This window comes from Streptomyces sp. NPDC059668 (genome assembly GCF_042734135.1).
Taxonomy (GTDB): Bacteria; Actinomycetota; Actinomycetes; order Streptomycetales; family Streptomycetaceae; genus Streptomyces.
Window position 1 is genome coordinate 65,428 of the sequence record NZ_JBHWEL010000030.1, and the last position, 12,680, is coordinate 78,107.

Annotated in this window: 14 protein-coding genes; 7 read left to right on the plus strand and 7 right to left on the minus strand. The window is 71.5% G+C overall.

Annotated elements, in window-relative coordinates:
* Positions 1–49: 49 nt before the first annotated feature.
* The 7 genes from ACFV2J_RS22310 to ACFV2J_RS22340 form a co-directional block, all read right to left on the minus strand.
* Complete coding sequence (locus tag ACFV2J_RS22310; protein WP_385096329.1) at positions 50–733, minus strand: LAETG motif-containing sortase-dependent surface protein; 684 nt, start codon at positions 731–733, stop codon at positions 50–52.
* 149 nt (positions 734–882) lie between these two features.
* Entirely contained in the window at positions 883–1,998 is a 1,116-nt protein-coding gene (locus tag ACFV2J_RS22315) for an LOG family protein (protein ID WP_385096326.1), read from the minus strand.
* Between the two features lie 70 nt (positions 1,999–2,068).
* The gene (locus ACFV2J_RS22320; RefSeq protein ID WP_385096323.1) at positions 2,069–2,476 is read right to left on the minus strand and encodes a VOC family protein; all 408 of its coding nucleotides are present in this window, start codon (positions 2,474–2,476) and stop codon (positions 2,069–2,071) included.
* 105 nt (positions 2,477–2,581) lie between these two features.
* Positions 2,582–3,856: a hypothetical protein gene (locus tag ACFV2J_RS22325; protein ID WP_385440173.1), complete on the minus strand. Its 1,275-nt coding sequence runs from the start codon at positions 3,854–3,856 to the stop codon at positions 2,582–2,584.
* A complete protein-coding gene (locus tag ACFV2J_RS22330) occupies positions 3,838–4,575 on the minus strand; it encodes an ABC transporter ATP-binding protein (protein ID WP_385096317.1) in 738 nt (245 codons plus the stop codon). Before ACFV2J_RS22330 ends, ACFV2J_RS22325 begins: the two co-directional genes overlap by 19 nt.
* A gap of 186 nt (positions 4,576–4,761) precedes the next feature.
* Positions 4,762–6,141, minus strand: coding sequence for an aspartate aminotransferase family protein (locus ACFV2J_RS22335; protein WP_385097256.1), 1,380 nt, complete (start codon positions 6,139–6,141; stop codon positions 4,762–4,764).
* Positions 6,126–6,644 (minus strand): Lrp/AsnC family transcriptional regulator, encoded by a 519-nt coding sequence (locus tag ACFV2J_RS22340; RefSeq protein WP_148010704.1) that lies wholly within the window; start codon positions 6,642–6,644, stop codon positions 6,126–6,128. The genes ACFV2J_RS22335 and ACFV2J_RS22340 overlap by 16 nt, the downstream gene beginning before the upstream one ends.
* 165 nt (positions 6,645–6,809) lie before the next feature.
* Between ACFV2J_RS22340 and ACFV2J_RS22345 the strand changes: the two genes are divergently transcribed.
* The 7 genes from ACFV2J_RS22345 (at position 6,810) to ACFV2J_RS22375 (ending at position 12,671) form a co-directional block, all read left to right on the plus strand.
* Positions 6,810–8,249, plus strand: a complete 1,440-nt coding sequence (locus ACFV2J_RS22345; protein WP_385097259.1) for a gamma-aminobutyraldehyde dehydrogenase — start codon at positions 6,810–6,812, stop codon at positions 8,247–8,249.
* A 426-nt stretch (positions 8,250–8,675) separates the two neighbouring features.
* Positions 8,676–9,857, plus strand: a complete 1,182-nt coding sequence (locus ACFV2J_RS22350) for a spermidine/putrescine ABC transporter substrate-binding protein (RefSeq protein WP_385085991.1) — start codon at positions 8,676–8,678, stop codon at positions 9,855–9,857.
* A 169-nt stretch (positions 9,858–10,026) separates the two neighbouring features.
* A complete protein-coding gene (locus ACFV2J_RS22355) occupies positions 10,027–10,392 on the plus strand; it encodes a sortase-dependent protein (RefSeq protein WP_385085989.1) in 366 nt (121 codons plus the stop codon).
* Positions 10,389–11,015: a class F sortase gene (locus ACFV2J_RS22360; RefSeq protein WP_385085987.1), complete on the plus strand. Its 627-nt coding sequence runs from the start codon at positions 10,389–10,391 to the stop codon at positions 11,013–11,015. The genes ACFV2J_RS22355 and ACFV2J_RS22360 overlap by 4 nt, the downstream gene beginning before the upstream one ends.
* A 157-nt stretch (positions 11,016–11,172) precedes the next feature.
* Positions 11,173–11,664, plus strand: coding sequence for an RNA polymerase sigma factor (locus ACFV2J_RS22365; protein WP_385085986.1), 492 nt, complete (start codon positions 11,173–11,175; stop codon positions 11,662–11,664).
* Positions 11,648–12,154: a hypothetical protein gene (locus tag ACFV2J_RS22370; RefSeq protein ID WP_385085985.1), complete on the plus strand. Its 507-nt coding sequence runs from the start codon at positions 11,648–11,650 to the stop codon at positions 12,152–12,154. The genes ACFV2J_RS22365 and ACFV2J_RS22370 overlap by 17 nt, the downstream gene beginning before the upstream one ends.
* 67 nt (positions 12,155–12,221) lie before the next feature.
* Positions 12,222–12,671 (plus strand): hypothetical protein, encoded by a 450-nt coding sequence (locus ACFV2J_RS22375; RefSeq protein ID WP_385085984.1) that lies wholly within the window; start codon positions 12,222–12,224, stop codon positions 12,669–12,671.
* The last annotated feature ends 9 nt before the right edge of the window (positions 12,672–12,680 follow it).

A 12,680-nucleotide genomic window follows, 5' to 3' on the forward strand; every position in this document is an offset into this window, starting at 1 on the left:
GCCCCCTCCAGGAGGGGACGGGCCACACGGCCTACGGACGGTGTGCGGTTCAGCCGGCCTTCGAGGCGCCGCGGCGGCGCATGCCGAAGAAGACCGCTCCGCCGCCGACGACCACGAAGGCACCGGCGATGCCGGCGATCATCGGGGTGTTGGAGTTCGCACCGGTCTCGGCGAGGTTGGAGTCACCGACCGCGGGCGACGGGGCGTTGTCGCCCGGCGTCGCGGGCGCGGCGCTGCTCTCCGACTCCGACGGGGTCGCGGAAGCCGACTCCGAGGGGGCGGGGGAGGAGGAGCTCTCCGACGGCTTAGGCGTCGGAGAAGGCGACTCGTCGGACTTGCACGCCTTGGAGGGCGTGGTCAGCTGGGGCGAGACGTCCTCGTTGACGATCTTCCCGGCCGTGACGTGGACGCGGTACGTGGCGTTGGGAGCCCAGTCCTCGGAGAAGGTGACGGTGGCGCCCTCGCGGGTGCCCTTGACCGTCTCGGAGCCGACCTGACGGGCGTCCGCGCCGTTGGTCTCGAGGAAGACGGAGACCGTGGCCTCGACGCCGGAGGCGTCGGTGTCGGTCACGGTGATGATGCCCTTCCCGTTGTCGTCGCACGAGGCGACGGCCGAGAAGTCACGGATATTGCAAGCAAGTGCGTTGCCGGCGACACCGAGCGCGAGCGCGGCCGTGGCGGAGGCAACACCGAGGATGCGCACAGAACGTGCGGTACGGCGAGATATGGACACGATTGCCCTTCACAGATTGCGCAACTGCGGGGGGTTTGAGGGGGGTTCTGCTGTGGAAACAGGACTCCCTTAGGCCACACAGGTTTATAAGTGTCGGCTAAGGGCTGTCAATGTATATGCCCTTCCGCGCCGTCAGCTTTGCCTTGTTGTTAACCACCGAGGCGTTTGAGAGCCTCCGGAGCGTCCTCGATCCGGTCCACCAGAGCGATCCGGGACTCCATCGGCCGCTCACGGGCGAGGGATTGGAGGAGCGGCCAGGTGGGGTGCCGCTCGGTCCAGTGCGCGCGGTCCACGAGCACCATCGGGGTGGGCTCCCCGCGCGACTCGTAGTAGTTCGGGGTCGCGTTGTCGAAGATCTCCTGTACGGTCCCGGCGGCGCCCGGCAGGAAGACGACGCCCGCGTTCGAGCGGGCCAACAGCCCGTCCTCACGGGTCGCGTTGGCGAAGTACTTGGCGATGTGCGCGGCGAACGGGTTCGGCGGCTCGTGACCGTAGAACCAGGTCGGGATGCCGACCGAGGGGCCGCCGGCGGGCCAGCGTTCCCGCACCGCGAACCCGGCGCGCGCCCAGTCCGTGATCGAGGGGCTGAACGACGGAGTCCCGGCGAGCAGCCCGAGTGCCTCGGTGAGCATCGCGTCGTCGAACGGGGCCGCGTACGCGCCGAGGTTCGCGGCCTCCATCGCGCCCGGGCCGCCACCGGTGGCGACCATGAGTCCGGAGCGCGCCAGTTCGCGGCCCAGGAGCGCCGCGCCCTCGTACGCCTGCGTGCCGCGCGCCATGGCGTGGCCGCCCATCACGCCCACCACCCGTGTGCCGGCGAGGAGTTCGTCGAGGGCGTCCGACACGGCGTCGTCGTGGATCGAGCGCAGCATCGACGCGAAGATGTCGCCGTCGGCCTTGGTCCGCTGGAACCAGTCGTACGTGCGGGCGTCCGGTGTCGCCTCGTACCCGTCGTCGAGGGACGCGAAGAGCTCGTCGGGGGAGTGGAGCTGTCCCCGGTACGGGTCGAAGGGCAGCCCCGGTATGGGCGGGAAGACCAGCGCGCCCGTGGCTCTCACCCGGGCAGCCGCCCGCGGATCCATCGGGCAGCCGAGGAAGACGGCGCCCGAGGTGTCCACGGACAGCAGTGCGTCCGTACGGTCCGTCAGGTCTATGGACTGGACACGGAACCGGGAGAGCGAGCCGCTCTCGGAGACGACCTCGTCGAACTCGGCGAGGGACTCGATCTCACGGTCGTGACCGGCGTGGAGGGGAGTTGGCTGCACGCGGCCATGCTAGGGGCGGGCCGGAAGGGGGGCCGGGCCGGGGCGTCGGCGGGCCGGGCGTCGGGAACGCTCAGCCCTGGACGGCCGCCGGGTCCATCCACATGACCTCCCAGGTGTGGCCGTCCGGGTCGTCGAAGGAGCGGCCGTACATGTAGCCGTGGTCCTGGGCGTCCCGGGTGCCGGAGCCGCCCGCCGCGAGGGCCTTGTCGCACAGCTCGTCCACCTTCTCGCGGCTCTCGGCGCTCAGACAGAGCAGCACCTCGCTGGTCCGGGCCGGGTCGGCGATCTCCTTCTTCGTGAAGTCCGCGTAGCGCTGCTTGCTCAGCAGCATCGCGACGATCGTGTCGCTGATGACGACGCAGGCGCAGTCGTCCGTCGAGAACTGCGGGTTGATCGTGTAGCCGAGCTCGGTGAAGAACTTCTTCGAGGCGTCGACGTCGTTCACGGCGAGGTTCACGAAGATCATCTGCTGGTACATGCGCGGTCTCTCCCGGTGGCGGTGAAGTCGTCTTCCGTACGGAGAGGTAGACCGCCCGTCCGCGCGGAACTCATCGGCCAGGGCCTGGACGGTTCGTACCTCTGTTCAGCGGGCCAGCGGCACGGCCGCCAGCTCCGCGACGAGCCAGGTCAGCGGACCGAACACGGCGAGCAGCACACCCGCGCGCAGCAGCGCCGCGTTGCGCAGCACCGAGGCGGGCGCCCCCAGCCGCAGCAGCGCCGCCGTGGTGTCGGCGCGGGCCTGCTTGGTCTCCAGCGCCGCCGTGAACAGCGTCGCGACGGCGCACCCGGCCACGAGCAGCGCCCCGAACGTGCTGAGCGGCCCGATCGAGGGCCGCGCTCCGGCATACACCGTCGCCACCGCGTACGCGCCCGACGCCACCGCGCACACCACTCCGAGGGGGCGCCCGATGCGCCGGGCCTCCCCCTGGAGACCGCGTCCGGCGAGCAGGCGCAGCGCGCCGGGGCGTACGGCCTGGAGGAGCCATCCGCACAGGTGGGTGAGGGCGGGTCCGGCCAGGGCCAGTCCGAGCGCGGTGAGGGCCCAGCCGCCGAGCACCCCGGCGGGGCTGCCCGCGAACCGGCTCGTCAGGTCGGAGCCGGGTGCCGCTCCGGAGCGGCTCGCGTACGACTCCACGGCGAGCCCCGCCGCGACGACGGCGGTGCCCCAGGGCAGTCCGGCGGGCGCGGGCAGGGGAGGGGCGGGCAGCCGCGGGTCCACCGGGGAGTCCGGGTGGTCGGTGTCCGGTCCTGCCCCGGTGGTCGCGGCGGCGGGGTCCCCGGGCGTGCCGGGAGCACCGGAGATTCCCGCGGCGTCGGCGCGCGGCCGGACCGTCCGGCCGCTGCCGGCGATCCGCGGGCGCAGCGCGACCGCGCTGGCGGCGGACGCGGTGAGCGGCACGAGGAGCAGCAGGGTCAGGGCGGCGGGCAGTGGCAGTGGCTGGTCCGCGGCGAGGAAGGCCGTCGTGGTGCCGTCGAAGGGCGTGCCCGTCAGATCGCCGCGCAGGTGCAGGAAGACCAGCAGCGCGAGCAGCGAGCCCAGCGTGGTCGACAGGGCGGTGGTCACCGCCGAGAAGGCCATCAGGCGCCCGGGGCCGAGCCCGACCGCCGCGAGCCCGGGACGGGGCCGGGTCCCCGGGTCCGTACGGGCCACCGCGACCGCGAGGTGGACGGTGGCGGCGACGGGCGCGAGGCACCACAGGAGCCGCAGCACCGAGCCGGTCGAGGCGTCGGGATGCGCCATGGCGTATCCCAGCGCGCTCAGCAGCAGGAAGCCGGTGCCGGCCGAGGCGGCGGCCACGAGCAGCCTGCGCAACTGGACGAGGGGATGGGCCCCGCGGGCTAGACGGAGAGCGAGCACGCGGCCCGGCCTTCCGTCTCGGTGACCGGGGGCAGGTGGACGGTGTTCACACGCCGTCCGTCCAGCAGCGTGATCGTCCGGTCGGCGAGGGCGGCGGTGTCCGCGTCGTGCGTGGCGAGGACGACCGTGATGCCGTGCGAGCGGGCGGCGGTGGTCAGCGTGCGCAGGACGTGGGCGCGGTCGGCGCGGTGCAGCGGGGCGGTCGGTTCGTCGGCGAAGAGCACCTGGGGGGCGGGCACGAGCGCGCGGGCGATGGCCACGCGCTGCCGCTCGGCCTGGAGCAGGGCGTGCGGCCGTTTGCGCGCGCAGTCGCCGATGTCGAGGCGTTCGAGCCATTCGAGGGCGGCGGTCTTCGCGGCGCGGCGGCCGGAGCCGCGCAGCATCAGGGGCAGCGCCGCGTTCTCCCAGGAGTTGAGCTCGGGCACGAGGACGGGTACGGGGTCGATCCAGCCGAAGCGGTCGCGGCGCAGGCGTTCGCGGGCCAGCGCGCCCATGGTGTGCACGGGCACGCTGTTGAACCAGACCTCGCCCTGCTGCGGCAGGAGCTGTCCGGACAGGCACTGGAGCAGTGTGGTCTTACCGCTGCCGCGCGGGCCGCCGACGGCGAGGATCTCACCCTCGCGGACGCCGAGCGAGACACCGCTGAGCGCGGGCGAGCCGTTGTGCTTGACGTGCAGGGCGCGTGCCCAGAGCACGTCGTTGTCCGGCGGGGCCACCATCGCGTACACCTCGTTCAGATCTGATTTGCGCTGCCAATCCCCCGGACGGGGGAACGAAGGCAGGGCCGATCGGTCACTGGGCACGCTAGGGAGTCGGGGGCGGGAGGCCGGACAGCACGCGGCCCCGGGGCGCCCATTCTCACTCGAACGGGCGCCCCGGGGCCGTTGTGGATCAGCCGGGCGGAATCAGAGCTTCGCCCACGCCTCCGTCAGCACCTGACGGACGATGCCCTCGATCTCGTCGAAGGTCGACTGGTCGGAGATCAGCGGCGGCGACAGCTGGATGACCGGGTCACCGCGGTCGTCGGCGCGGCAGTAGAGGCCGTACTCGAAGAGCTTCTTGGAGACGAAGCCGTAGAGCACGCGCTCCGACTCCTCGTCCGTGAAGGTCTCCTTGGTGGCCTTGTCCTTCACGAGCTCGATGCCGTAGAAGAAGCCGTTGCCGCGGACGTCGCCGACGATCGGCAGGTCGTGCAGCTTCTGCAGGGTCTGAAGGAAGTTGGCCTCGTTGTCGAGCACGTGCTGGTTGAGACCCTCGCGCTCGAACAGGTCGAGGTTGGCGAGGCCCACCGCGGCCGACACGGGGTGGCCGCCGAAGGTGTAGCCGTGCAGGAAGGTGTTGTCGCCCTTGTAGAACGGCTCGGCGATGCGGTCGGAGACGATGCACGCGCCGATCGGGGAGTAGCCCGAGGTCATGCCCTTGGCGCAGGTGATCATGTCCGGTACGTAGCCGAACTTGTCGCAGCCGAACATCGTGCCGAGACGGCCGAAGGCGCAGATGACCTCGTCCGACACCAGCAGTACGTCGTACTGGTCGCAGATCTCGCGCACGCGCTGGAAGTAGCCGGGCGGCGGCGGGAAGCAGCCGCCGGCGTTCTGCACCGGCTCCAGGAAGACCGCGGCGACGGTCTCCGGGCCCTCGAAGAGGATCTCCTGCTCGATCTGGTCGGCGGCCCAGCGGCCGTAGGCCTCGGGGTCGTCGCCGAAGAGCGGGGCGCGGTAGATGTTGGTGTTGGGGACCTTGTGGGCACCGGGGACCAGCGGCTCGAAGGGGGCCTTGAGGGCCGGCAGACCGGTGATCGACAGGGCGCCCTGCGGGGTGCCGTGGTAGGCGACCGCGCGCGAGATGACCTTGTACTTGGTCGGCTTGCCCTGGAGCTTGAAGTACTGCTTGGCGAGCTTCCACGCGGTCTCGACGGCCTCGCCGCCGCCGGTGGTGAAGAAGACCTTGTTCAGGTCGCCCGGCGCGTAGTGGGCGAGGCGCTCGGCGAGCTCGATGGCCTTGGGGTGGGCGTAGGACCACACCGGGAAGAAGGCCAGCTCCTGCGCCTGCTTGAACGCCGTCTCCGCGAGTTCGGTGCGGCCGTGGCCCGCCTGGACCACGAACAGACCCGCGAGACCGTCGAGGTAGCGCTTGCCCTTGTCGTCGTAGATGTAGGTGCCCTCACCACGGACGATGGTGGGAACGGGCGCGTTCTCGTACGAGGACATGCGGGTGAAGTGCATCCACAGGTGGTCGTACGCGGTTCGGCTGAGGTCCTTGCTCACGGCTATCGGGTTCCCCACATGTAGGTCTGTTTCTTGAGCTTCAGGTAGACGAAGCTCTCGGTGGAGCGCACGGCGGGCAGCGCCCGGATGCGTTTGTTGATGACGTCCAGCAGGTGGTCGTCGTCCTCGCAGACGACCTCGGCGAGGATGTCGAACGAGCCCGCGGTCATCACCACGTACTCGACTTCCGGCATGGCGGTCAGCGCCTCGGCCACCGGGTCGAGGTCGCCCTCGACGTTGACGCCGACCATCGCCTGCCGGCGGAAGCCCACGGTGAGGGGGTCCGTGACGGCGACGATCTGCATCACGCCCTGGTCGAGCAGCTTCTGCACGCGCTGGCGCACGGCCGCCTCGGACAGGCCCACGGCCTTGCCTATCGCGGCGTACGGACGGCGTCCGTCCTGCTGGAGCTGCTCGATGATGGCGAGGGACACGGAGTCCAGCTGGGGACTGCCGTTCCTGGACTCGCGGGTGGAGTCCCTGGGGTCTGCGCTTCGACTGGCCACGACCTCACTGTGCACGACGTCTCGACGGTTCCGCAAGGCTGTAGCGATGAAATTCGTTGTTTACGGGTGCCTAGCTTGCGGATTTCGCAGTCGAGGGGTCGCCAGGGGTGTTGAAAACGTGGAGTCACGGATTAGTGTGGGTGTCTCAGTGATTGGACACCCGAACTTGGAGGGCCGGCAGTGAGCACCGAGCTGCGTCGTCTGCGCAATTACATCGACGGTGAGTTCCGGGACGCCGCCGACGGGCGGACCACCGAGGTCGTCAACCCCGCGACCGGCGAGGCGTACGCGACCGCGCCGCTGTCCGGCCGGCCGGACGTGGACGCCGCGATGGCGGCCGCCGCCGCGGCCTTCCCGGCCTGGCGCGACCAGACGCCCGCCGAGCGTCAGAAGGCACTCCTGAAGATCGCGGACGCGTTCGAGGAGCGGGCCGAGGAACTCATCGCGGCCGAGGTGGAGAACACCGGCAAGCCGATCGGGCTGACCCGGTCCGAGGAAATCCCGCCCATGGTCGACCAGATCCGCTTCTTCGCGGGCGCGGCGCGGATGCTCGAAGGCCGTTCGGCCGGCGAGTACATGGAGGGCATGACCTCCATCGTCCGCCGTGAGCCGGTCGGCGTCTGCGCGCAGGTCGCGCCGTGGAACTACCCGATGATGATGGCCGTGTGGAAGTTCGCGCCGGCGCTCGCGGCGGGCAACACGGTCGTCCTGAAGCCCTCGGACACCACCCCCGCCTCCACCGTCCTGATCGCCGACATCATCGGCGGCATCCTCCCCAAGGGCGTCTTCAACGTCATCTGCGGCGACCGCGACACCGGCCGCGCGATGGTCGAGCACCCCACCCCGGCGATGGCCTCCATCACCGGTTCGGTGCGCGCGGGCATGTCGGTCGCCGAGTCGGCGTCCAAGGACCTCAAGCGGGTCCACCTGGAGCTCGGCGGCAAGGCCCCGGTCGTGGTCTTCGCCGACACCGACATCGCCAAGGCCGTGGAGGACATCTCGGTCGCGGGCTACTTCAACGCCGGCCAGGACTGTACGGCCGCCACCCGGGTCCTCGTCCAGGAGAGCATCCACGACGAGTTCGTGGCCGCGCTCGCCAAGGCCGCGTCCGAGACCAAGACCGGTCAGCCGGACGACGAGGACGTGCTCTACGGCCCGCTGAACAACCCCAACCAGCTCCAGCAGGTCACCGGGTTCATCGAGCGGCTGCCCGCCCACGCGAAGGTGGAGGCCGGTGGCCACCGGGTCGGCGACAAGGGCTACTTCTACGCCCCGACCGTCGTCTCGGGCCTGAAGCAGGACGACGAGATCATCCAGAACGAGGTCTTCGGACCGGTCATCACCGTGCAGTCCTTCACCGACGAGGCCCAGGCCGTCGAGTGGGCGAACGGCGTGGACTACGCCCTCGCGTCCTCCGTCTGGACGAAGGACCACGGCCGCGCGATGCGGCTGTCCAAGGCCCTCGACTTCGGCTGCGTGTGGATCAACACCCACATCCCGCTGGTCGCCGAGATGCCGCACGGCGGCTTCAAGAAGTCCGGCTACGGCAAGGACCTCTCCGGGTACGGCTTCGAGGACTACACGCGGATCAAGCACGTGATGACGTCGCTGGACGCGTAGCCCCGGGCAGGCCATGGAGACACGGCCCCAGGCGGTGAACGCGCGGCCCCGGACGGTGGTGAACCGTCCGGGGCCGCGGCGTTCCCGCTGCCTTCCCACGGCCTTCCCTGCACAGGTCGGCGGCGCGGCATACTGGACGGTATGCGTGTGCTGGTGGCCCAGCGGCACGAAGAGCGCGCCGGGACCGAGACCGTGGCCGCCGCGCCGTGCCGGGAGCGCGGGGCGGCGCACCCGGCACAGTTGGTGCGCCGACGCGGCCGGCGCCGAAGCCAGGGCCCCCGGCCCGACCTCCGCCGGAACGACCCCGTACGGAGCGGCCGCCCGGCGCTCCTTGATCGACAGGGTGTCGGTTCGGCGGGCGAGCGCTCGACGCAGCGTCCATTGTCCGGGCGCTCCCGGGAACGGGATGCTGCCGGCGTGCCAGTGATGCGGAAGACCTCGACCCTGTCCCGCCGGTCCCTGCTGCGCGCCCTGGGCGGGGGTGCGGCGCTCGGCGCGCTGGCGGGATGCGGGGTGCCCGCCGCGTACGTGTCGCCCGGGGACCGTGCCGCGGCCGACCTCTCCGCCCGTGACAAGCGGCTGACCTGGTCGAACTGGCCGCTCTACATCGACACCGACGACAAGAACCACACCGAGCGGCCCACGCTGGACGCCTTCGAGAAGCGCACCGGGATCTCCGTCGACTACATCGAGGAGATCAACGACAACGACGAGTTCTTCGGCAAGATCAGCCCGTCCCTGATGAACCACCAGCAGACGGGCCGCGACCTGATCGTCATCAGCGACTGGATGTGCGCGCGCTTCGTCCGCCTCGGCTGGGTCCAGCGGATGAACCGGGCCGAGCAGCCGAACGTCACCAAGTACCTTGACCCGCTGCTGAGTTCACCGCCCTTCGACCCCGGCCGCAGGTCCACCGTGCCGTGGCAGTCGGGCATCACCGGCATCGCGTACGACCGCCGCAAGGTCGGCCGTGAGATCAGGCACGTCTCCGACCTGTGGGCCGGCGACCTCAAGGGCCGGGTCACCCTGCTCTCCGGCCTGGACGAGGCGTTCGCGCTGCTCATGCAGGGCAACGGTGTCGACATCACCCGGTGGACCGCCGACGACTTCCACCGGATCTGCGACCAGGTCGAGAAGTACGTCCACAACGGCCAGATCCGGCGCTTCACCGGCAACGACTACACCAAGGACCTGGTCAGCGGGGACGTACTGGCCTGCCAGGCGTACTCGGGCGACGTGATCCAGCTCCAGGCCGACAACCCCGACATCCGCTTCGTCGTCCCCGAGGAGGGCGCCGAACTGTGGTCCGACTCGCTGATGATCCCCAACCTGGCGCGCCACAAGGCCAACGCGGAGAAGCTCGTCGACCACTACTACCAGCCGGAGGTGGCCGCGGAACTGGCCTCCTGGGTCAACTACGTCTGCCCGGTCCCGGCCGCCCAGGACGTCCTCGCCTCCTCCGGAGACAAGGACACCGCCGCCCTCGCCGAGAACCCGCTGATCTTCCCCGACGGCAGCATGCGCAAGCGGCTCGCCATCGCCCGCGACATCACGTCCACCGAACGCACGGAGTTCGCGAAGCGCTGGAACGCGATCGCGGGGCTGTGACGTCCCCCGTCCACGGACCTTGAGGGCACTCCGGACCCCCGCGGACGCCCCTCCGGCGACTTTGCCCGTTCTTTACAACCCGGTCCCTCGCTGTCTCGTCTCTTCGCTCGATCCACCACACAGCCCGCCCGGGTGACCGGGCGGGCGGTCCGAGGAAAGAGAGCGATTCATGCGCCGAACAGTTCTGAGCGCCGTGGCCCTCGCGTGCCTGGCCGTGCCGGTGGGCACGGTGTCCGCGTTCGCCGACGGGACGACCCCGAGCGCCCGTCCCAGCGCCGCCACCGCCCCGGCCCCCAGCGCCGAACCCAGCCGGGCGCCGGGCGGCACCCGTGCGCCGAGCCCCGTACCGAGCCGGCCGTCGACCCGGAGCCAGGTCGCCGTCGTCCCGAACGGCGCGCCCGACACCGGTGTGACGCCGACGTCCACGCAGTCCGGATCCCAGGGCACGCTCATCGGCTCGGGCGCCGCCGCGGTGCTCCTCGGCGGGGGCGCGGCGGTCCTCCTCGTACGCCGCCGGCGGGCGACCGGGGCGTGACCCCACCCTCCAGGCGCGCCTTCGCCACCGCGGCGCTGGCCTCGCTGCTCGTGAGCTGCGGCGGCCACCCGGCGGACCGGACCACGACGACCCCGGGCCGGGCAACCACGCCACCGTCCACGCCACCGGCTTCGCGGCAGTCCGCGAACGCGGCGCGTGCCCTGCGGCGTTCGGTCCCGGTCGGGTTGCGGATCCCGGCCATCCAGGTCGACACCCCGCTCATCCGGCTGGGGCTGACCCCGGGCGGCGGTGTGGAGGTGCCCCCGGTCACGGCACACGACCGGGCGGGCTGGTACCAGTTCTCGCCGACGCCGGGCCAGACCGGTCCGTCGGTGATCCTCGGTCATGTCACGGTCGGTGCCTACGGGGACGGTGTCTTCCGGCACCTCGCCCGGCTGCGCCGGGACGACCGTGTCGAGGCGCGCCTGCAGAACGGTACGACGGCGGTGTTCACGGTCGACTCCGTCCGCACGGTCGCCAAGGCGGAGTTCCCGGCGGACGCGGTCTACGGGGACGTGGACCGTCCGGAGTTGCGGCTCATCACCTGCGGTGGCCCGCGCACCGGTGACGGATACCTCGACAACGTGATCGTCTTCGCGACGCTCAGCTCCGCGAGCCGCTGACCGTGGGGGCCGCGGGCCCCGGGGCCCGCGGCCTGTCGTGGCCACCCGCCACGCCCACCGCCGACACCTCCCGACCCCCCGGGGATCCCGGGCCGCTGGACCGCACGCCGACGGCCGGGGATCCTTCCCCACGAGTGACCCACGACCATGGAGAGCGTTGAAACGGTCCCGCGAGAAGGCCGCGTCCGAGCTGTTCGCCGCCCTCTACCCGCGCCTCGCCGGCTGGTGCCGCCGTCTGGTCGACGACGACGAGACGGCCCACGAGATCGCCTCGGAGGCGTTCACCCGGCTCTGGGCCCGCTGGACGTCCGTGGCGGAACCCCGCGGTTTCCTCTACGTCACCGCGGCCAACCTCGTCCGGGACCACTGGCGCAAGCTCGAACGCGAACGCCGGGCCGTGCACCGTGCCACCGTGGAGGCCGCCGTCCGCCCGCCGGCCGAACAGGCCGACCCCTCGGTGCGGCTGCTCGTGCAGTCGCTGCCCGAACGACTGCGCGTCCCGATCCTGCTGCACTACTACGCTGACATGCCGATCCGAGAGGTGTCCGTGCTGACCGGGCGCAAGGAAGGAACCATCAAGGCCGATCTCCACGCGGCCCGAGAACTGCTCCGCGCCCATCTGAGGAGAAGCCTTGATCACACACCCTGATGACGGTCCGGGCACCGAACCCGACGACCCCCTCGCGGTCATCCTGCGGCCCTCGTCCGACTACCTCGGCCCGCCCGCCGGCCGCTACGAGGCGATCCGCCGCGGCGCCGCCCGCCGCAGACTGCTGCGCGCGGCGGCCGGGGCCGGTCTGACCTGCGCCGTCGCCGCCCTCGTCGCGCTGCCCCTGCGCATGACCGCACCCGACGCGCCCGTGGCCCCGACCGTCCCGCTCGCTCCGCCGCCGCCCACCAGCGGTCCGACGCCGCGCGGCACTCCGCCGACCGCGCCCGGCCCGTCGGCGTCGCCGTCGTCCGCCACACCTCGCCCCGGCGGGCAGACCCGGACCCACATCCCCAGCACCCGGACCGGCCGGGCCACCGCAGGCCGCGGACCGTCCACGACGCCGCGCCCGACCCTCTCCTCGCCCTCCGCCATACCGACGCCCGACCCCGGCCGGACCATCATCTCCAGGGGCGGCACGCGGCCTTAGCCCACGACCGGCCGGCCTGCCACGGCGGCCCGCCTCACATCCGCGGCCGCTGTCTCGTCATAGGGGCATGAACACGAGAATCCGGTACGCCGGTCTCGGCCTCCTGGCCGTGACCGGGCTGTACACAGGCGTCTGGGCCTACTTCGCCCCGAAGGGCTGGTACGCGGACTTCCCCGGCTTCGGCCTGAGCTGGCTGCCTCAACTGGGCCCCTACAACGAACACCTCGCCAAGGACACCGGGGCCATGTTCCTCGCGCTGGCCCTGCTGACGGCCGTCACCCTGCGCCAGGTGCGCAACGACCGGCTCGTCCGGACGACGGGCGCGGTCTGGCTGGTCTTCGACGCCTTGCACTTCGGCTATCACGTCCAGCATCTCGACATGTACGGGACGCGCGACCAGGTGCTCAACGTCGTGACCCTCTCCGCGCTGCTGCTGGTGTCCGCCCTGCTGGTGACACCGGCCGCGCCGGTACGGAGGGACCGGCCACGGCCCGTACGACAGGACGGCCCACGGTGACCCGGGGCG